12 protein-coding genes and 3 rRNA genes are annotated in these 20,894 nt (G+C 68.3%); 13 read left to right on the top strand and 2 right to left on the bottom strand.

The window, feature by feature from the left end:
• The first annotated feature begins 149 nt into the window (after positions 1-149).
• The 5 genes from AB8735_RS15965 to AB8735_RS15945 all read left to right on the top strand — a co-directional run bounded on the left by AB8735_RS15965 (position 150) and on the right by AB8735_RS15945 (position 5,344).
• Entirely contained in the window at positions 150-1,508 is a 1,359-nt protein-coding gene (locus tag AB8735_RS15965) for a phosphomannomutase/phosphoglucomutase (RefSeq protein WP_372408026.1), read from the top strand.
• A gap of 108 nt (positions 1,509-1,616) precedes the next feature.
• Positions 1,617-1,805 carry a Trm112 family protein gene (locus tag AB8735_RS15960; RefSeq protein WP_344030492.1) on the top strand — a complete coding sequence of 63 codons (189 nt, stop codon included), beginning with the start codon at positions 1,617-1,619 and terminating at the stop codon, positions 1,803-1,805.
• A 41-nt stretch (positions 1,806-1,846) separates the two neighbouring features.
• Positions 1,847-3,007, top strand: a complete 1,161-nt coding sequence (locus AB8735_RS15955; protein WP_372408025.1) for an SIS domain-containing protein — start codon at positions 1,847-1,849, stop codon at positions 3,005-3,007.
• A 50-nt stretch (positions 3,008-3,057) separates the two neighbouring features.
• Positions 3,058-4,257: a mannose-6-phosphate isomerase, class I gene (gene manA, locus AB8735_RS15950; protein WP_372408023.1), complete on the top strand. Its 1,200-nt coding sequence runs from the start codon at positions 3,058-3,060 to the stop codon at positions 4,255-4,257.
• Positions 4,258-4,357: 100 nt separating this feature from the next.
• A complete protein-coding gene (locus tag AB8735_RS15945) occupies positions 4,358-5,344 on the top strand; it encodes a cation diffusion facilitator family transporter (RefSeq protein WP_344030483.1) in 987 nt (328 codons plus the stop codon).
• Positions 5,345-5,393: 49 nt separating this feature from the next.
• On the opposite strand, the gene AB8735_RS15940 is transcribed toward AB8735_RS15945, so the two are convergent.
• Positions 5,394-7,391, bottom strand: coding sequence for a fructose-specific PTS transporter subunit EIIC (locus AB8735_RS15940; protein ID WP_372408021.1), 1,998 nt, complete (start codon positions 7,389-7,391; stop codon positions 5,394-5,396).
• Positions 7,392-7,808: 417 nt separating this feature from the next.
• On the opposite strand from AB8735_RS15940, the gene ahcY reads away from it, so the two are divergent.
• The 5 genes from ahcY to rrf all read left to right on the top strand — a co-directional run bounded on the left by ahcY (position 7,809) and on the right by rrf (position 15,702).
• Positions 7,809-9,266 (top strand): adenosylhomocysteinase, encoded by a 1,458-nt coding sequence (gene ahcY, locus AB8735_RS15935; RefSeq protein ID WP_344030480.1) that lies wholly within the window; start codon positions 7,809-7,811, stop codon positions 9,264-9,266.
• Positions 9,267-9,386: 120 nt separating this feature from the next.
• Entirely contained in the window at positions 9,387-10,001 is a 615-nt protein-coding gene (locus AB8735_RS15930; protein ID WP_344030477.1) for a hypothetical protein, read from the top strand.
• Positions 10,002-10,586: 585 nt separating this feature from the next.
• Positions 10,587-12,112, top strand: a 16S ribosomal RNA gene (locus AB8735_RS15925).
• 276 nt (positions 12,113-12,388) lie between these two features.
• Positions 12,389-15,511, top strand: a 23S ribosomal RNA gene (locus AB8735_RS15920).
• Between the two features lie 74 nt (positions 15,512-15,585).
• A 5S ribosomal RNA gene (gene rrf / locus AB8735_RS15915) occupies positions 15,586-15,702 on the top strand.
• The 16S, 23S and 5S rRNA genes sit together here, the layout of an rRNA operon.
• 138 nt (positions 15,703-15,840) lie before the next feature.
• Here the strand turns inward: rrf and AB8735_RS15910 are convergent.
• Positions 15,841-16,899: a glycerophosphoryl diester phosphodiesterase membrane domain-containing protein gene (locus AB8735_RS15910; protein WP_372408019.1), complete on the bottom strand. Its 1,059-nt coding sequence runs from the start codon at positions 16,897-16,899 to the stop codon at positions 15,841-15,843.
• 168 nt (positions 16,900-17,067) lie between these two features.
• On the opposite strand from AB8735_RS15910, the gene mtnA reads away from it, so the two are divergent.
• From mtnA to mtrB, 3 genes are read left to right on the top strand one after another with little or no spacing between them, the layout of a single operon-like run.
• Entirely contained in the window at positions 17,068-18,231 is a 1,164-nt protein-coding gene (gene mtnA, locus AB8735_RS15905; RefSeq protein ID WP_372408017.1) for an S-methyl-5-thioribose-1-phosphate isomerase, read from the top strand.
• Positions 18,228-18,905, top strand: coding sequence for a two-component system response regulator MtrA (gene mtrA / locus AB8735_RS15900; RefSeq protein ID WP_004946863.1), 678 nt, complete (start codon positions 18,228-18,230; stop codon positions 18,903-18,905). Before mtnA ends, mtrA begins: the two co-directional genes overlap by 4 nt.
• Position 18,906: 1 nt before the next feature.
• Entirely contained in the window at positions 18,907-20,889 is a 1,983-nt protein-coding gene (gene mtrB, locus AB8735_RS15895) for an MtrAB system histidine kinase MtrB (protein ID WP_372408015.1), read from the top strand.
• Positions 20,890-20,894: the final 5 nt, after the last annotated feature.

Here is a 20,894-nt window from a genome sequence, read left to right as displayed (position 1 = left end):
CGCGCGTCCGGCCGCCTGACGCTCCGTCGTCCGCTGTTCGCACGCCGTCCACTTCCGGTTCCGGGCCGGGTCGGCCGTCCGCCGTCCGGATTGTCGGTCCCGCCAGGTAGGTTGGGGTCCCTGTTCCAGGACTCCAGGAGGGGTTGACCGTGGCCGATCTGTCGCAGCTCGTGAAGGCCTACGACGTGCGTGGTGTGGTCCCCGACCAGTGGGACGAGAAGCTCGCCCAGCTCTTCGGTGCCGCCTTCGTCGAGGTGACGGGCGCCGCCGCGATCGTGGTCGGGCACGACATGCGGTCCTCCTCGCCCGGCCTGACGCGAGCCTTCGCCCGGGGCGCGGCCGCCCGCGGGGCCGACGTCACCGAGATCGGCCTCTGCTCCACCGACCAGCTGTACTTCGCCAGCGGTCACCTGGGCCTGCCGGGCGCCATGTTCACCGCCAGCCACAACCCCGCCCAGTACAACGGCATCAAGATGTGCCGCGCCGGCGCCGCGCCCGTCGGCCAGGACACCGGTCTCGACGAGATCCGCACCCTCGTCGAGGGCTGGACGGAGGGCGGGGCGCCCGAATCCGTCGCCCGGCCGGGCACGATCACACAGCGCGACACCCTCGCGGACTACGCCGCCCACCTGCGCTCCCTCGTGGACCTCACCGGCATCCGCCGGCTGAAGGCCGTGGTCGACGCGGGCAACGGCATGGGCGGGCACACCGTCCCCACGGTCCTCGAGGGCCTGCCGATCGACGTGGTCGCGCTCTACTTCGAGCTCGACGGCACCTTCCCCAACCACGAGGCCAACCCCCTCGACCCGAAGAACCTGGTCGACCTCCAGGCCAAGGTCCGCGAGACCGGTGCCGACATCGGCCTGGCCTTCGACGGCGACGCGGACCGCTGCTTCGTCGTCGACGAGCGGGGCGAGCCGGTCTCCCCGTCCGCCATCACCGCCCTCGTCGCCGCCCGCGAGCTCGCCAAGCACCCCGGCGGCACCGTCATCCACAACCTCATCACCTCCCACTCGGTGCCCGAGGTCGTCCGCGAGCACGGCGGCGAGCCCGTCCGCACCCGTGTGGGGCACTCCTTCATCAAGCAGGAGATGGCCCGCACCGGCGCCATCTTCGGCGGCGAGCACTCCGCCCACTACTACTTCCGCGACTTCTGGAACGCCGACACCGGCATGCTCGCCGCGCTCCACGTCCTCGCCGCCCTCGGCGAGCAGCCCGGCCCGCTCTCCGAGCTCGTCGCCTCCTACGACCGCTACGCGGCCTCCGGCGAGATCAACAGCACCGTCGCCGACCAGCCCGGCCGGATGGCCGCGGTCAAGGCCGCCTATGCCGGCGGGGAAAACGTCACCGTCGACGAGCTCGACGGCCTCACCGTCACCACCCCGGACTGGTGGTTCAACCTCCGCGCGTCCAACACCGAGCCCCTCCTGCGGCTCAACGTGGAGGCCCGCGACGCCGGGACGGTCGCCCGCGTCCGCGACGAGGTGCTGGCCGTCGTCAGGGCCTGACGCCCGTCACCCCCGTGGGGTCACGCGGCGCGTGGCCCCACGGCCCGGCGGTACGCTGACCGCACAGCCCGACCGCACGAAGACGCACACCTCCCGAAGGGAACCCCCATGCCGCTCGAAGCCGGCCTCCTGGAGATCCTCGCCTGCCCGGCGTGCCACGCCCCCCTCCGCGAAGAAGCGGGCGCCTCCGACGAGACCGCCGAGCTGGTGTGCACGAGCGACGGCTGCGCCCTGGCGTACCCCGTCCGCGACGGCATCCCCGTCCTGCTGGTGGACGAGGCCCGGCGCCCCGCCTGACCCACCGCGCGTACCCGACGGCGATCGGAGACTGATCAACGGTGTTCGACGAGTCACTGCTGGACGACCCCGACGCCCTGTCCCGCGCGGACGTCCACGGCCTCCTGCGCGGGGCGGCCGAATCCGGCGCCCGCGTGCGCACGGCCGCCCGCAACGCCGACGAGGCCGGTATCGGAGCCCTGCGGCCGGACGGCCGCCCGCGCGCCGTCCTCGTGGCAGGCCCCGGCCCGGCGGCCGGTTCCACCGCCGACCTGCTGGCCGCCCTGTGCGGCGGCAGCTGCCCGGTCACGACCGTCCGCCCGGCCGGTGTGGCCCCGGCCCCCGGCGCCCTGCGCTGGACGCTCCCCGGCTGGACCGGCCCGCTCGACCTGCTGCTCGTCGTCAGCCCCGACGGCACCGAGCCGGGGCTGGCCCTGCTGCTGGAGGCCGCCTACCGCCGCGGCTGCTCGGTCGTCTGCGTCACCCCGGCCGGCTCGCCACTGGCCGAGGCCGCCGCCCAGGCCCGCGGCCTGGCCATCCCGCTGACCAGCACGCCGTACGAGGCCACGATGGCCGGCGACGACGTTCCGGAGCACGGCGAGAACGTCCTGCCGACCGGCCCCGGCACCCTCTGGTCGCTGCTCACCCCGCTGCTCGTGCTGGCCGACCGCATCGGTCTGTTCGAGGCCCCGGCCGGTGCGCTCGACGCGCTCGCCGACCGGCTCGACGAGCTGGCCGAGCGCTGCGGCCCGGCGATCGCCACGTACAGCAACCCGGCCAAGACACTGGCCGCCGAGCTCGCCGACACCCTGCCGCTCATCTGGACCGAGGGCGACCTCGCCGCCGCGGCGGGCCGGCGCTTCGCCACCGTCCTGGCCGCGCTCGCCGGCCGGCCCGCGCTCGCCGCCGAGCTGCCCGAGGCGCTCACCGCCCACGGCACCCTGCTCTCCGGCGCGTTCGCCGCCGGAGCGGACCCGGAGGACTTCTTCCGCGACCGGGTGGACGAACCGGAGGCGCTGCACGCCCGGGTCGTCCTCCTCCGCGAACGCGCCCCGGCCATCACCTCACCGGCCCCCGGCGCCCGTGACCTCGCCCTCCACCGCGGCACGCCCATCAGCGAACTGGAGGCGACCGAGGACGGGACACCGCTGGAGACCGCCGCCGAGCTGCTGGCCGTCACCGACTTCGCCGCCGTCTACCTGGCCCTCGCCGGCACCCCCTAGCGGGGCGCGCGAGCCGGCCGGACCCGTACGAACACGTCAGGAACCGCCTCATGGACCGCCTCGCCAACACCGTGCGCCCCTACGCCTGGGGCTCCACCACCGCGATCCCCGGGCTCCTCGGCACGCCGGTGACCGGTGAGCCGCAGGCCGAGCTCTGGCTCGGCGCCCACCCCGGCGCCCCGTCCCGCGTCGACCGGGGGGACGGGCCCCGGCCCCTCTCCGAGGTCATCGCCGCCGACCCGCAGGGCGAGCTCGGCGCCGCGTCCGTCCGCGAGTTCGGCCCCACCCTGCCGTTCCTGCTCAAGCTGCTGGCCGCGGCCGCCCCGCTCTCGCTCCAGGTGCACCCCGACCGGACCGGCGCCGCCGCCGGGTTCGCCGCCGAGGAGGCCCGCGGCATCCCCCTCGACGCCCCCCACCGGAACTACAAGGACACCCACCACAAGCCCGAACTCCTCTGCGCCCTCACCCCCTTCGACGGCCTGTGCGGCTTCCGCGACCCGGCCGCCACCGCGGACCTGCTCGCCGCCCTCGACGTCGACTCGCTCAAGCCGTACGTCGACCTGCTGCGCGCCCACCCGGAGACCGACGCCCTGCGCGAGGTCCTCACCGCCGTCCTCACCGCCGACCGCGAGGCCATGGCGGAGACCGCCGCCGCGGCCGGCGCCGCCGCCGAGCGGCTGGCCGGTCAGGAGGGCCCGCACCGGGACGACTACGCCGCCTACGCCTTCGTCGCCCGGCACTACCCCGGGGACCCGGGCGTCGTCGCGGCCATGCTCCTCAACCACGTACGGCTCCAGCCCGGCGAGGCGCTCTACCTCGGCGCCGGGGTGCCGCACGCCTACCTCGACGGACTCGGCGTCGAGATCATGGCCAACTCCGACAACGTGCTGCGCTGCGGCCTGACGCCCAAGCACATCGACGTCCCCGAACTGCTGCGCGTCGTCCGCTTCGAGCCGAGCGTCCCCGGGGTGCTGCGCCCGGAGGCGGGGCCCGACGGCGAGGAGGTCTACGCGGCGCCGGTGGGCGAGTTCCGCCTCTCCCGGTACGTACGGCCCGTCGGCGCCCCGCCGCACCCGCTGGACGCCCGTGCTCCGCAGGTCCTCCTGTGCACCCACGGCACGGCCCTCCTCCGCGGCGACGACGGTGGTGAACTCTCCCTCGCCCAGGGGGAGTCCGCCTTCGTCCGGGCCGGGGAGCGCGTCGTGCTCGACGGCGCGTGCACCCTCTTCCGCGCCACCGTGGCGGTCTGACCGCCGCTCACGCGTCCTTGCTGCCCTTGTTTGCGCTGCCCCTGCTGCGAGAATGGCCCGCCGAAAGCGGCAAAGAAACAGCAAAGGACAACGACTGCGTATGAGTGCTCAAGGCGGGACCAAGGCCATCGTCGCCGCGCTGGGGGCCAATCTGGCCATCGCCGTGGCGAAGTTCGTCGCCTTCGTGTTCAGCGGGTCGTCGTCGATGCTCGCCGAAGGCGTGCACTCGGTCGCCGACTCCGGCAACCAGGCGCTGCTGCTGCTCGGCGGGAAGAAGGCCCGGCGGGCGGCGAGCGAGGAGCACCCCTTCGGCTACGGCCGCGAGCGCTACATCTACGGCTTCCTCGTCTCCATCGTCCTGTTCACCATCGGCGGTGTCTTCGCGCTCTATGAGGGCTACGAGAAGATCCGCGAACCGCACGAGCTGGACAACTGGTACTGGCCGGTCGGCGTGCTCGTCTTCGCCGTCGTCGCGGAGGGCTTCTCCTTCCGCACGGCGGTCAAGGAGTCGAACGAGCTGCGGGGCCGGCAGTCGTGGGGCCAGTTCATCCGCACGGCCAAGGCGCCCGAGCTCCCCGTGGTCCTGCTGGAGGACTTCGGCGCGCTGGTCGGCCTCGTCCTCGCGCTGCTCGGCGTCACCCTCACCATCGCGACCGGCGACGGGGTCTGGGACGGCATCGGCACCCTGTGCATCGGCGCCCTCCTCGTCCTGATCGCCCTGGTCCTGGCCGCCGAGACGAAGTCGCTGCTCCTGGGCGAGGCGGCCGGCCCCGAACAGGTCGCCCGGATCCGGGCGGCGGCCGTCGACGGCGAGACGGTGACCGGCGTCATCCACATGCGCACGCTGCATCTGGGCCCTGAGGAACTGCTCGTCGCGGCGAAGATCGCGGTGCGCCACGACGACACGGCGGCCCAGGTGGCCCGCGCCATCGACGCGGCCGAGTCCCGCATCCGCGAGGCGGTGCCCATCGCCCGGGCCATCTACCTGGAGCCCGACGTCTACAGCGAGGCGGCAGCGGCCGCGGGCCCGGACCCGGCGGCGACCCCGGGCGGGCCGGGGCCGCAGACCAGCCCGTCCGGCGTTTGAGAAACGGTGAAAGGGCGGGGTTGGGGAAACTCACCCTGCCCACAGCCCGTCACCCGATCTCCGCCAGCACCCCCAGGATCGCGCCCACCCCCACCGCCCCCGTCAACCGCCGCCGGAACCCCGGATCCATCAACCGCCGCGCCAGAGCCGCCAGGATCCGCAGATGCTCGTCCGCCGCCGCCCCCCGCGGCACGGCGATGAGGAAGAGCAACCGTGCCGCCGCGTCGTCCGGGGAACCCCAGGCCACCCCCGCCTCCGACCGCGCGAACGCGACGACCGGCGCCGTCACCGCGGCGGACCGGGCGTGCGGAATCGCCACCCCCTCCCCGAAGCCGGTAGTGCCCCGCTCCTCCCTCCGCAGCACATCGGAGACGAGGACGTCGACGTCCGTGACGCCGCCCCCCGCGGCGAGCAGCTCCGCCAGCTCCCGGATCGCCCCCTCCTTGTCGCGCGCGGCCAGCCACGGCCGCACGGTCCGCTCGCTGAGCCGGCCCGACAACACCGCGGCCGGTCCTGCCGGCGGGGCCGGCTCCGTCGACACCGCGGTGGAGGGACGATCCCGCCCGCGCGCGACGGCGGGTGCGCGCGGAGCCTCCCGCCCGAGGGACATCAACGTGACGGTCGTCAGCCCGGTCACCACCGTCCCCACCGAGACCGCGATCAGGAACATCGGCACACCGCCCACCACCCCCAGCGCCGCCACCACCGGCCCTCCGTGCGGCACCCCGTCCGTCACCGTCCCGAGGCCCGCGATCGCGCCGGCCACCCCGCCGCCCAGCATGTTCGCCGGGATCACCCGGGTGGGCCGCGCCGCGGCGAAGGGGATCGCCCCCTCGGTGAGACCGAACAACCCCATGAACAGCGCCGCCAGCCCCGCCTCCCGCTCCTGCGCCCGGAACAGCCCGCGCCGCAGCAGTGTCGCCAGGCCCTGCCCGAGCGGCGGCACCGGGATCGCGACCGCGCACATCCCCATGACCTCCGGGTTCCGTGGGATGAGCCCGGCCGCGAAGAGGAAGGCCGTCTTGTTGACGGGCCCGCCCATGTCGAACGTGATCATCAGCCCCACGAGCACCCCGAGCACCGCCACGCTCGCTCCGGCCAGTCCGCCGAGCCAGTCGGTCAGATGCTCGAAGATCCAGGAGACGGGACGCCCCAGGACGTAGACGAAGAACAGCCCCAGCGCCGAGGTGGCCGCCACCGGGATGACGATGATCGGCATGATCGGCCGGACGAACCCCGGAACCCTGATCCGCCGGATCCCCAGCACCAGCCAGCCGGCGAGGAAGCCGGTGACGATGGCCCCGATGAAGCCCGCGCCCGACCGCGAGTCGTACAGCGCACCGTGGTCGGCGATCCAACCGCCCACCATCCCCGGCACGAGCGCGGACCTGTCGGCCACGGCGTAGGCGAGGTAACCGGAGAGCACGGGCAGCATCAGCGCGAAACCGATGGCACCGATGTCGTGCAGGTGCTTCCAGACCGATTCCTCGGGCAGCACCAGACCGCTCGGTCCCGGACTCCCGCCCAGGGCCAGCGACACCGCGATCAGCAGTCCGCCGACGACGACGAACGGGATCATGTGTGACACGCCCGTCATCAGCGCCCGGTAGACCACCGCACCCCCACGCCTCCTGCCCCCCGGCCGCCCCGCCCGGTGGACGGGGGCGTCACGCACCCGCTCGATCAGCCGCTCGGGGTGGTCGATGCCCTCGGTCACGCCGGTGACCAGCACCCGCTTGCCGTCGAACCGGCCGAGGTCCACATCCTTGTCGGCCGCCACGACGATCCCGTCGGCCTCCTCGATGTCGCGGGCCGTGAGGACGTTCTCGGCCCCGACGGCCCCCTGGGTCTCCACTCTGATCTCATGCCCCAGCGCCCGGGCGGCCTGGGTCAGCCTCTCCGCCGCCATATAGGTGTGGGCGATGCCGGTGGGACAGGCGGTGACGGCGAGCAGTTTGAGCCGTTGCCCGTCGGCCCGGGCGTTATCCCTCGTACCTTCACCCCCATCGGGCCCCGCGCCCTCGGGGGGAACGGCCGGACTGGTCACGCGGGTCCTCCTCTCCTTCGTTCCCCCTCGCCCGCCGGATCCCTCCGGACGGTGCACCCGTAGTCGCATTGTGTTACGTATCACGCTCGCAGCGTGACGATGCCCGCTCCGGTCGGCGCGGCAGGCGCAGTCCGGAACCATTCGCTCCGCGGATCGGGCCCCGGAAGGGGCTGGGGCTCGGCGCACGGTGCGGTGTAGATTCGGATCCGGTGCCAGACGTCGCTGCTGATGGCGGTCGGGCGGTTCGTACGTCGGACCGGCCGAGGGAGAGAGGGCCTCCGACGGACTGCGCTGCGGCCAGGTGTGACGCGCGGGAATCTCAGGGAGCGGAAGCCTCATGGAGACCGTCGCGCACGCGACCTGTCCGTCGCACGGCCGTACCCATCCCTCGCTCGCCCTTCAGGAGGAGCAGCCCGTATGACCACCACCTCCACCGGCCAGGACTTCAAGGTCGCGGACCTTTCCCTGGCGGCATTCGGCCGTAAGGAAATCACCCTCGCCGAGCACGAGATGCCCGGTCTGATGGCGATCCGCAAGGAGTACGCGGAGACGCAGCCGCTGGCGGGCGCCCGCATCACCGGCTCGCTGCACATGACGGTGCAGACGGCGGTGCTGATCGAGACGCTGGTGGCGCTGGGCGCCAAGGTGCGCTGGGCGTCCTGCAACATCTTCTCCACCCAGGACCACGCCGCCGCCGCCATCGCGGTGGGCCCGAACGGTACGCCGGAGAACCCTCAGGGCGTGCCCGTCTTCGCCTGGAAGGGCGAGACGCTGGAGGAGTACTGGTGGTGCACGGAGCAGGCCCTGACCTGGTCCGACTCCCCGACCGGCGGCCCGAACATGATCCTGGACGACGGCGGTGACGCCACCCTCCTGGTGCACAAGGGCGTCGAGTTCGAGAAGGCCGGTGCCGCGCCGGACCCGTCCACGGCGGACAGCGAGGAGTACGCGCAGATCCTCACGCTGCTGAACCGCACGCTGGGTGAGAACCCGCAGAAGTGGACCCAGCTGGCGTCGGAGATCCGCGGTGTCACCGAGGAGACCACGACCGGTGTCCACCGTCTCTACGAGATGCAGGCCAACGGCACGCTGCTCTTCCCGGCGATCAACGTCAACGACGCCGTGACCAAGTCGAAGTTCGACAACAAGTACGGCTGCCGCCACTCGCTCGTCGACGGCATCAACCGCGCCACCGACGTCCTGATCGGCGGCAAGGTCGCGGTCGTCTGCGGCTACGGCGACGTCGGCAAGGGCTGCGCGGAGTCGCTCCGCGGCCAGGGTGCCCGTGTGATCGTCACCGAGATCGACCCCATCTGCGCCCTGCAGGCCGCGATGGACGGCTACCAGGTCGCCACCCTGGACGACGTCGTCGAGATCGCCGACATCTTCATCACGACGACCGGCAACAAGGACATCATCATGGCCACCGACATGGCCAAGATGAAGCACCAGGCCATCGTCGGCAACATCGGCCACTTCGACAACGAGATCGACATGGCCGGCCTCGCGAAGACCCCCGGCATCGTGAAGGACGAGGTCAAGCCGCAGGTCCACACCTGGACCTACCCCGACGGCAAGGTCCTCATCGTGCTCTCCGAGGGCCGCCTGCTGAACCTGGGCAACGCCACCGGCCACCCGTCCTTCGTGATGTCGAACTCCTTCGCCGACCAGACGCTGGCGCAGATCGAGCTCTTCACGAAGCCCGAGTCCTACCCGACCGACGTCTACGTGCTGCCGAAGCACCTGGACGAGAAGGTCGCCCGCCTCCACCTCGACGCGCTCGGCGTGAAGCTCACGACGCTGCGCCCGGAGCAGGCGGCGTACATCGGCGTCAAGGTCGAGGGCCCGTACAAGCCCGACCACTACCGTTACTGACGATCGCATCCGTGCCGGCAGGACCGGCACGAGCAACGTCAGCAGCCGGTGAGCCCACCGGCCGGCCAGGCCCCTGCCCCCGCGGCGGGGGCCTGGCCCGTTCGCGTCAAGGAACCCACCATGCCCCGCGGCCGTTACTCGCTCCACGATCCGCACGATCGCACCCCCCTCGGTGACGAACACTTCCAGTGCGCCGCCGGCCCCTCCGGCTGGCGCTACGTCTCCACGACCACCGCTCCGTCCGGCGAGCGGACCGCCTCCGCCGATCTCTCGATCGATGCCCTCGGCCGGCCCATCCGCCTCCAGCTCCACTCCGCCGACTGGCAGGTGCGGGCAGCCCTGCTCGACGGCGTGACCTGGGTCCGCACGGACCCGTCGGGCGAGCACGCCACGGAAGGCAACGTCGCCGCCCACGGTTTCACCGGCGCTTCCCCCGCCTTCTACGTGGCCCTGGCCCGTCTGCTCCGCCTCACCCCCGGCGGCCCCTCGACCCGCATCCGCCTGGTCGCCTTCACCGCCCCCGTCCTCGCCCCCCTCACCGTCGACCAGTCCTGGGCCTTGGTCGGAAGGACACCACACCCCACTGACAACGGGGTGCTGAACGTGGACGAGTACCAGGTCAGCGCCCTCGACACGGGTGAGCGGCACACCGTCCACCTCGCCGGCGACGTGGTCCTGTCCGCCCCTGGCATCGAGCTGGAGGACCTGGAGAGCCCGCCGACGGTCTTCGACTGAGGGGCGGGGTGTGCGCCGGGGGCGCGGAGCCTGGTAGGGTTCCCTTCGCCCCGAGAAAATCGTTGACACGGTTCGACCGGGGAGGTAGATTCAAACGGTTGAGACGACTGGACCAAGTCGCCATCAGCAGCTAGTATCTACAAGGCTTCGCGCAGTGACCGATCGGTTGCTCCACATCGAAGCACCTTGACTCCTTATCGGAATCGAAAAGCCGGTGTGAATCGGTTCGCTCGAAATCTGATAAAGTCGAAATCGCCGGACAGCGAAAGCGAGAAGGCGAACCCCGCTCCAACAGGGGGCCGGAAACGAGAAATCGGATCTGGTAAGGTTGGAAACACCGAAGGGAAGCGCCCGGAGGAAAGCCGAGACTGAGTCTCGGTGAGTACGAAGGAAGCGTCCGTTCCTTGAGAACTCAACAGCGTGCCAAAAGTCAACGCCAGACTATAAAACAACCCCGTCCCGGCTGGTTTTGCCGGTTGGGATGAGGTTCCTTTGAAAAACACAGCGAGGACGCTGTGAACGGCCGGGCTTATTCCGCCTGGCTGTTCCGCTCTCGTGATGTGTGCACCGGATTACCGGTAAACATTCACGGAGAGTTTGATCCTGGCTCAGGACGAACGCTGGCGGCGTGCTTAACACATGCAAGTCGAACGATGAAGCCGCTTCGGTGGTGGATTAGTGGCGAACGGGTGAGTAACACGTGGGCAATCTGCCCTGCACTCTGGGACAAGCCCTGGAAACGGGGTCTAATACCGGATACGACCGCTGACCGCATGGTTGGTGGTGGAAAGCTCCGGCGGTGCAGGATGAGCCCGCGGCCTATCAGCTTGTTGGTGGGGTGATGGCCTACCAAGGCGACGACGGGTAGCCGGCCTGAGAGGGCGACCGGCCACACTGGGACTGAGACACGGCCCAGACTCCTACGGGAGGCAGCAGTGGGGAATATTGCACAATGGGCGAAAGCCTGATGCAGCGACGCCGCGTGAGGGATGACGGCCTTCGGGTTGTAAACCTCTTTCAGCAGGGAAGAAGCGAAAGTGACGGTACCTGCAGAAGAAGCGCCGGCTAACTACGTGCCAGCAGCCGCGGTAATACGTAGGGCGCAAGCGTTGTCCGGAATTATTGGGCGTAAAGAGCTCGTAGGCGGCTTGTCGCGTCGGATGTGAAAGCCCGGGGCTTAACCCCGGGTCTGCATTCGATACGGGCAGGCTAGAGTTCGGTAGGGGAGATCGGAATTCCTGGTGTAGCGGTGAAATGCGCAGATATCAGGAGGAACACCGGTGGCGAAGGCGGATCTCTGGGCCGATACTGACGCTGAGGAGCGAAAGCGTGGGGAGCGAACAGGATTAGATACCCTGGTAGTCCACGCCGTAAACGTTGGGCACTAGGTGTGGGCGACATTCCACGTCGTCCGTGCCGCAGCTAACGCATTAAGTGCCCCGCCTGGGGAGTACGGCCGCAAGGCTAAAACTCAAAGGAATTGACGGGGGCCCGCACAAGCAGCGGAGCATGTGGCTTAATTCGACGCAACGCGAAGAACCTTACCAAGGCTTGACATACACCGGAAACGGCCAGAGATGGTCGCCCCCTTGTGGTCGGTGTACAGGTGGTGCATGGCTGTCGTCAGCTCGTGTCGTGAGATGTTGGGTTAAGTCCCGCAACGAGCGCAACCCTTGTTCTGTGTTGCCAGCATGCCTTTCGGGGTGATGGGGACTCACAGGAGACTGCCGGGGTCAACTCGGAGGAAGGTGGGGACGACGTCAAGTCATCATGCCCCTTATGTCTTGGGCTGCACACGTGCTACAATGGCCGGTACAATGAGCTGCGATGCCGTGAGGTGGAGCGAATCTCAAAAAGCCGGTCTCAGTTCGGATTGGGGTCTGCAACTCGACCCCATGAAGTTGGAGTTGCTAGTAATCGCAGATCAGCATTGCTGCGGTGAATACGTTCCCGGGCCTTGTACACACCGCCCGTCACGTCACGAAAGTCGGTAACACCCGAAGCCGGTGGCCCAACCCTTGTGGAGGGAGCCGTCGAAGGTGGGACTGGCGATTGGGACGAAGTCGTAACAAGGTAGCCGTACCGGAAGGTGCGGCTGGATCACCTCCTTTCTAAGGAGCACATAGCCGACTGCAGACAAACGTTCTGCACGGTTGCTCATGGGTGGAACGTTGACTATTCGGCACTTTCCGGAAGGGATCATTAGTACTGCTTCGGCGTGGAACGTGAGTCCTGGGTGGAGGGTGTCGGGCACGCTGTTGGGTGTCTGAGGGTACGAGCGTGAGCTTGTTGCCTTCTGCCGGCCCCAGTGAACTCGATGCTTCGGTGTCGGGGTGGTGGGTGGCTGGTCGTTGTTTGAGAACTGCACAGTGGACGCGAGCATCTGTGGCCAAGTTTTTAAGGGCGCACGGTGGATGCCTTGGCACCAGGAACCGATGAAGGACGTGGGAGGCCGCGATAGGCCCCGGGGAGCTGTCAACCGAGCTGTGATCCGGGGGTGTCCGAATGGGGAAACCCGGCAGTCGTCATGGGCTGTCACCCGCTGCTGAACACATAGGCAGTGTGGAGGGAACGCGGGGAAGTGAAACATCTCAGTACCCGCAGGAAGAGAAAACAACCGTGATTCCGGGAGTAGTGGCGAGCGAAACTGGATGAGGCCAAACCTACGACGTGTGATACCCGGCAGGGGTTGCGTCGTGGGGGTTGTGGGATCTCTCTTCAACAGTCTGCCGGCTGTTGGACGAGTCAGAAACCGTTGATGTAGGCGAAGGACATGCGAAAGGTCCGGCGTAGAGGGTAAGACCCCCGTAGCTGAAACATTAGCGGCTCGTTTGAGAGACACCCAAGTAGCACGGGGCCCGAGAAATCCCGTGTGAATCTGGCGGGACCACCCGTTAAGCCTAAATATTCCCTGGTGACCGATAGCGGATAGTACCGTGAGGGAATGGTGAAAAGTACCGCGGGAGCGGAGTGAAATAGTACCTGAAACCGTGTGCCTACAAGCCGTGGGAGCGTCGCATCGAGTGCTTGCACTCGGTGTCGTGACTGCGTGCCTTTTGAAGAATGAGCCTGCGAGTTTGCGGTGTGTTGCGAGGTTAACCCGTGTGGGGAAGCCGTAGCGAAAGCGAGTCCGAATAGGGCGACCCAGTAGCGCGCCCAAGACCCGAAGCGGAGTGATCTAGCCATGGGCAGGTTGAAGCGGAGGTAAGACTTCGTGGAGGACCGAACCCACCAGGGTTGAAAACCTGGGGGATGACCTGTGGTTAGGGGTGAAAGGCCAATCAAACTCCGTGATAGCTGGTTCTCCCCGAAATGCATTTAGGTGCAGCGTCGTGTGTTTCTTGCCGGAGGTAGAGCACTGGATAGGCGATGGGCCCTACCGGGTTACTGACCTTAGCCAAACTCCGAATGCCGGTAAGTGAGAGCGCGGCAGTGAGACTGTGGGGGATAAGCTCCATGGTCGAGAGGGAAACAGCCCAGAGCATCGACTAAGGCCCCTAAGCGTACGCTAAGTGGGAAAGGATGTGGAGTCGCAGAGACAACCAGGAGGTTGGCTTAGAAGCAGCCACCCTTGAAAGAGTGCGTAATAGCTCACTGGTCAAGTGATTCCGCGCCGACAATGTAGCGGGGCTCAAGCGTACCGCCGAAGTCGTGTCATTCATACAACAGCCCTAACGGGTGTGTGGATGGGTAGGGGAGCGTCGTGTGCCGGGTGAAGCAGCCGCGGAAGCGAGTTGTGGACGGTTCACGAGTGAGAATGCAGGCATGAGTAGCGATACACACGTGGGAAACGTGTGCGCCGATTGACTAAGGGTTCCTGGGTCAAGCTGATCTGCCCAGGGTAAGTCGGGACCTAAGGCGAGGCCGACAGGCGTAGTCGATGGACAACCGGTTGATATTCCGGTACCCGCTTTGAAACGCCCAATATCGAATCAGGCGATGCTAAGTCCGTGAAGCCGTCCTGGATCCTTCGGGTGAAGGGAAGTGGTGGAGCCGACGGACCAGACTTGTAGTAGGTAAGCGATGGGGTGACGCAGGAAGGTAGTCCAGCCCGGGCGGTGGTTGTCCCGGGGTAAGGGTGTAGGCCGTGTGGTAGGCAAATCCGTCACACGTTAAGGCTGAGACCTGATGCCGAGCCGATTGTGGTGAAGTGGATGATCCTATGCTGTCGAGAAAAGCCTCTAGCGAGTTTCATGGCGGCCCGTACCCTAAACCGACTCAGGTGGTCAGGTAGAGAATACCGAGGCGTTCGGGTGAACTATGGTTAAGGAACTCGGCAAAATGCCCCCGTAACTTCGGGAGAAGGGGGGCCATGTCCGGTGATGAGTCTTGCACTCTGAGCTGGGTGTGGCCGCAGAGACCAGCGAGAAGCGACTGTTTACTAAAAACACAGGTCCGTGCGAAGCCGTAAGGCGATGTATACGGACTGACGCCTGCCCGGTGCTGGAACGTTAAGGGGACCGGTTAGCTCCATTTCGGTGGGGCGAAGCTGAGAACTTAAGCGCCAGTAAACGGCGGTGGTAACTATAACCATCCTAAGGTAGCGAAATTCCTTGTCGGGTAAGTTCCGACCTGCACGAATGGCGTAACGACTTCTCGACTGTCTCAACCATAGGCCCGGTGAAATTGCACTACGAGTAAAGATGCTCGTTTCGCGCAGCAGGACGGAAAGACCCCGGGACCTTTACTATAGCTTGATATTGGTGTTCGGTTCGGCTTGTGTAGGATAGGTGGGAGACTGTGAAGCATGCACGCCAGTGTGTGTGGAGTCGTCGTTGAAATACCACTCTGGTCGTGCTGGATGTCTAACCTGGGTCCGTGATCCGGATCAGGGACAGTGTCTGGTGGGTAGTTTAACTGGGGCGGTTGCCTCCTAAAGGGTAACGGAGGCGCCCAAAGGTTCCCTCAGCCTGGTTGGCAATCAGGTGTTGAGTGTAAGTGCACAAGGGAGCTTGACTGTGAGACCGACGGGTCGAGCAGGGACGAAAGTCGGGACTAGTGATCCGGCGGTGGCTTGTGGAAGCGCCGTCGCTCAACGGATAAAAGGTACCCCGGGGATAACAGGCTGATCTTCCCCAAGAGTCCATATCGACGGGATGGTTTGGCACCTCGATGTCGGCTCGTCGCATCCTGGGGCTGGAGTCGGTCCCAAGGGTTGGGCTGTTCGCCCATTAAAGCGGTACGCGAGCTGGGTTTAGAACGTCGTGAGACAGTTCGGTCCCTATCCGCTGTGCGCGTAGGAGTCTTGAGAAGGGCTGTCCCTAGTACGAGAGGACCGGGACGGACGAACCTCTGGTGTGCCAGTTGTTCTGCCAAGGGCATGGCTGGTTGGCTACGTTCGGGAGGGATAACCGCTGAAAGCATCTAAGCGGGAAGCCTGCTTCGAGATGAGGACTCCCACCCACTTGATGGGGTAAGGCTCCCAGTAGACGACTGGGTTGATAGGCCAGATATGGAAGCCGGGTAACCGGTGGAGTTGACTGGTACTAATAGGCCGAGGGCTTGTCCTCAGTTGCTCGCGTCCACTGTGTTGGTTCTGAAACCACGAACAACCATTGCCGGTTGTTGATATGTTTCGTAGTGTTTCGGTGGTCATAGCGTTAGGGAAACGCCCGGTTACATTCCGAACCCGGAAGCTAAGCCTTTCAGCGCCGATGGTACTGCATGGGGGACCGTGTGGGAGAGTAGGACGCCGCCGAACTAAATTTGATAAAGCCGTAGGTCCCGGATCGTGGAAACGATCCGGGACCTACGGCTTTTCTGCGTTTCAAGACAGGTTCCCAAGTGCTCCGGATCCCCGAAGACTTCTGCCCGCCCCCGAAGGAGCGGGCAGAACGGTTCAGGCGACCGGTGCCTCGCCGGCTGCGCGAATGAGCTCCACATCCAGGGACTCCCGGCGAATGCGCTGGTCCATGTAAATCAGCGCCGTCACACCGGCCGTGAAAGGCAGTGTGAGAGTGGAACTGACAACGGCTCCAACGCCCGTAATGATCGCGGAAGTCCAGCTGAACGAAGCGGCGGATTCAAGATCGCCAGCGGCAATCAATTGAATGATGCCCACAGGTATCTCCACGATCATGGCTACCGCAAAAAGAAGCAGCAACGCCAGGATCTGGATCCCGAATATCCGCCACCAAGCGCCCCGTACCAACTTCGCACTCCGTCGCATGGACGCGATCACGCCCTGCTTTTCCAGCACCAGGGCCGGCGCCGCGAGGCAGTAGCGAATCCAGAGCCACATGGTGCCCACCATCCCGGCCAGGACACCGAAGAGTGCGAGCGCCGCCCCGACCGGCTCCGCCCCGGCCGCGTAGAGCAGCAGGCCAGGGGCCATGCCCAGGGCCAGGACGCCCACCATCAGCAGCGGGATGAGGCAGAGCAGGCCCGCCATGCGCGCCAACTGCGGCCGGGAGCTCCGCCAGGCCTCGCCGGCGGTGACGGACTGCCCCAGGACCGCACGGCTGACCACGACGGTCAGCATCGTCGCCGCGATGATCGAGCCGATGAGCCCGATCACCATGGTGACGCCCATGGTGCCCATGCTGTCGCCCATGGCCTCCAGCACCCGTCGGGGGCTGGCGTTGTCCCTGATGCTCTCCAGCGCCTCGCTGTCCTGGCGCCACAGGCCGGTGACCACGGTGGCCACGGCCTGGGTGCCGATGGAGACCCCGAGGGAGACGGGGAGGACGGTCCGCCAGTGCTTGAGCATGGTGTTGAGCGAGCCCTGGAGGATCTCGCCGACGCCGAGGGGACGCAGCGGGATGACGCCCGGCTGGGGCGCACGGGGCGGGGGAGCCCAGGGCTGGTGGCCCCAGCCCCAGCCGGCCTGCTGCCAGCCGGGAGGCTGCTGGCCGGAGGGGGAGGGTCCGGGCGAGCCGGGGCCCGGAGAGTCGTTCATGTTCTGTCGCTCCTTCTGGGCCCGCGTGCCGTTCCGGCCGTCGGGCCATGACGCAAACCCGTTACACAAACATCGTGTCACGGTGCCCGTCGCACGCCGTGGGCTCGTAAGAGGGAGAGGGCGCGGGGTGGCCTTCAAGAGTCGGCCCGCCAGGGGCAGACTGGGTGAATGGCCGATCAGCACGCGCTCCGCACGGACGCCACCGGTTATCCCGTCTCCGCCGCTCTGCGCTGGGAGGAGCCACCCGAAGGCCCTGTGATCGTCCTGCTGGACCAGCGCCGGCTGCCCGCCGAGGAGGCCGAGCTGGTCTGTACGGATGTGCCGGCCCTGGTCGAGGCGATACGGACGCTGGCGGTGCGCGGTGCCCCGCTGCTCGGTGTGGCGGGTGCGTACGGTGTGGCGCTCGCGGCCGTGCGGGGCTTCGATGTCGAGGAATCCGCCGCGATGCTGGCCCACGCCCGCCCCACCGCCGTCAACCTCGCCCTCGGGGTCGACCGGGCCGTGGAGGAGTACCGGGCGGCGCTGAAGGCAGGCGCCGATGCCCGGCGGGCGGGGGAGGCGGCCCTCGCCGCGGCGCGCGCGGTCCACCGGGAGGACGCACGGGCCAGCTCCCTGATGGCCCGCCATGGCTTCGATCTGCTCGACGAGTTGCTGCCCGGCGGGGCCTATCAGATCCTCACGCACTGCAATACGGGCTCCCTCGTCTCCGGCGGGGGGGGCACGGCGTTCGGCGTGGCCCGGGCCGTCCACGAGGCGGGGCGGCTGCGGCGCCTGTGGGTGGACGAGACGCGGCCGCTGCTGCAGGGCGCCAGGCTGACCGCGTACGAGGCGGCGCGCGCCGGGATGGCGTACACCGTGCTGACCGACAACGCGGCGGGTTCGCTGTTCGCGTCGGGCGAGGTGGACGCGGTGCTCATCGGGGCCGACCGGATCGCGGCCGACGGCGCGGTGGCCAACAAGGTGGGCAGTTATCCGCTCGCCGTGCTGGCCCGCTACCACCACGTGCCGTTCGTCGTCGTGGCGCCGTGCACGACCGTGGACCCCGGGACGGAGGACGCGACGGGCATCGAGGTGGAGCAGCGGCCCGGGCACGAGGTGACGGAGTTCCCCGGGCCTCTCCCCGCGGCACCCGAGGCCGGGGGCGCGCCTGTTGCGAGTGTGGCCGTGGCGCCGCCCGGTGTGCAGGCGTACAACCCTGCGTTCGACATCACACCGCCCGAGCTGGTGACCGCGATTGTCACGGAAAACGGGGTTGTTTCCCCCGTGACGAAGGGTGGTCTGGCGGAGCTGTGTGACAGGTCACGATCGGGTAATGGGATGATGTCGATATGAAGGGACGCGTCCTTGTCGTCGACGACGACACCGCACTGGCCGAGATGCTCGGAATCGTGCTGCGTGGTGAAGGTTTCGAGCCGTCGTTTGTAGCCGACGGCGACAAGGCACTCGCCGCATTTCGCGAGGCCAAACCGGATCTTGTATTGCTCGATCTGATGCTGCCCGGCCGGGACGGAATCGAGGTGTGCCGGCTGATCCGTGCCGAATCCGGCGTGCCGATCGTGATGCTGACGGCCAAGAGCGACACGGTCGACGTGGTGGTCGGTCTGGAGTCGGGTGCGGACGACTACATCGTCAAGCCGTTCAAGCCGAAGGAGCTGGTGGCCCGGATCCGGGCCCGTCTGCGCAGGTCGGAGGAGCCGGCGCCGGAGCAGTTGACGATCGGTGACCTGGTCATCGACGTGGCGGGCCACTCCGTCAAACGGGACGGCCAGGCGATCGCCCTGACGCCGCTGGAGTTCGATCTGCTGGTGGCCCTGGCCCGTAAGCCCTGGCAGGTGTTCACCCGTGAGGTGCTCCTGGAGCAGGTGTGGGGCTACCGGCACGCGGCGGACACGCGGCTGGTCAATGTGCATGTGCAGCGGCTGCGCTCGAAGGTGGAGAAGGACCCCGAGCGTCCCGAGATCGTGGTGACGGTGCGCGGCGTCGGCTACAAGGCCGGGCCGAGCTGACGTGACCGAGCGCGGTGCCGCTCCGGGGCGGAGCGCGGGGCGTCCCTCCCCCGGAGGGGGGACGCCCGTGGCGGAGGGTGGCATATCGCTCTTCCGCCGGCTGTGGCGCGCCGGCCGGCTGCTGCCCGACGGTGCCGCCGCCGCGCCGGTCCATCCGGTGCTGCGGCTGTACGCGCGCTGGGTGCGGCGTCCGCTGCTGCCCGCGATGCGCCTGTGGCGGCGCAATATGCAGCTGCGGGTGGTCGTCACGACGCTGCTGATGTCGCTGGGCGTGGTGCTGCTGCTGGGGCTCGTTGTCATCGGCCAGGTGCGCAACGGCCTGCTGGAGGCCAAGCGCAACGCCGCGCAGAGCCAGGCGGAGGGCGGGTTCAAGGCGGCCCGGGACGCGGCCGACGCGGCCGGCATCGGCGCCGACGGCCGGGGCCAGGACGCTTCCCAGACGGGCGGGCGGAATCCGGATCCCGGTGCCTGGCTGACCGGGCTCGTCCAGCAACTCGCCAGCGGCGGCCAGGGCGTCTACCACGTGGTGGCGCTCAGCGAGGGGGGAACGGACCCGTCGCACGTGGGCACCCGCGGCCCGCGCGCCTCGGGGGACATCGATCCCGAGCGCAGCATTCCGCAGGATCTGCGCCGCAAGCTGGAGACCCAGTCCGGGGCCTACGAGGAGCCGACCTCGATCAAGCGCAACGGCTCCGACGAGGGGGAGCCCGCGCTGGTCGTCGGCAAGCGGCTCTACGACGTCAACGGCAGGTCGTACCAGCTCTACTACCTCTTCCCGTTCACCCAGGAGGAGAAGTCGCTGAGCCTGGTCAAGGGCACGCTCGCGACGGCGGGGGTGTTCCTCGTCGTACTGCTCGGGGCCATCGCCTGGCTGGTCGTGCGGCAGATCGTCACGCCCGTGCGGATGGCCGCCAGCATCTCCGAGCGGCTCGCCGCGGGGGTGCTCCAGGAGCGGATGAAGGTCAGCGGCGAGGACGACATCGCCCGGCTCGGCGAGGCGTTCAACAAGATGGCGCAGAACCTCCAGGTGAAGATCCAGCAGTTGGAGGAGCTGTCGCGGATGCAGCGGCGGTTCGTCTCCGACGTGTCGCACGAGCTGCGGACGCCGCTGACCACCGTACGGATGGCGGCGGAGGTCATTCACGAGGCGCGGGACGGCTTCGACCCGGTCACGGCGCGCTCGGCGGAGCTGCTGTGCGGGCAGTTGGACCGTTTCGAGTCGCTGCTGGCCGACCTGCTGGAGATCAGCCGGTTCGACGCGGGCGCGGCCGCGCTGGAGGCGGAGCCGGTCGACCTGCGGGATGTGGTGAACCGGGTGATCGAGGGCGCGCTGCCACTGGCGGAGCGCAAGGGCAGCCGGCTGCTCGTGGAGGGCGCGGAGGAGCCGGTGGTCGCGGAGGCGGATTCCCGGCGCGTGGAGCGGGTGCTGCGCAACCTCGTCGTCAACGCCGTGGAGCACGGGGACGGGCGGGACGTGGTCGTGCGGCTGGCGATGGCCGGCGGCGCGGTCGCGGTGGCCGTCCGCGACTACGGTGTGGGGCTCAAACCGGGTGAGGCGACACGGGTGTTCAACCGCTTCTGGCGGGCCGATCCGGCGCGTGCGCGGACGACCGGTGGCACCGGTCTGGGGCTTTCCATCGCGGTGGAGGACGCGCGGCTGCACGGCGGCTGGCTGCAGGCGTGGGGCGAGCCGGGCGGTGGTTCCCAGTTCCGGCTGACGCTGCCGTGCGCGGCGGGCGACGCGCTGCGCGGTTCGCCGATCCCGCTGGAGCCTGCGGACTCGCGGCGCAACCTGGGGCTGAACGAGGCCGGGGTGCCGCTGACGACGACGCGTCGCGGTGCGTCCGTACCTCCGCAGACGCGGCAGGCCCCGCCGGCCGTGGACCCGGCGGCGCTGCCGGGCAACGGCGCGCGCGTGGTGGCCCGGCCGGGCGGCGCGCCGGTGGACAGGAGTGCGGGCGGCCAGGACCGGAGGCGGGTGTGAAGGGC

The sequence above is a fragment of the Streptomyces luteireticuli genome (assembly GCF_041519305.1).
GTDB classification, from domain to species: domain Bacteria; phylum Actinomycetota; class Actinomycetes; order Streptomycetales; family Streptomycetaceae; genus Streptomyces; species Streptomyces luteireticuli.
This window is presented reverse-complemented; position numbering and strand designations above follow the sequence as displayed.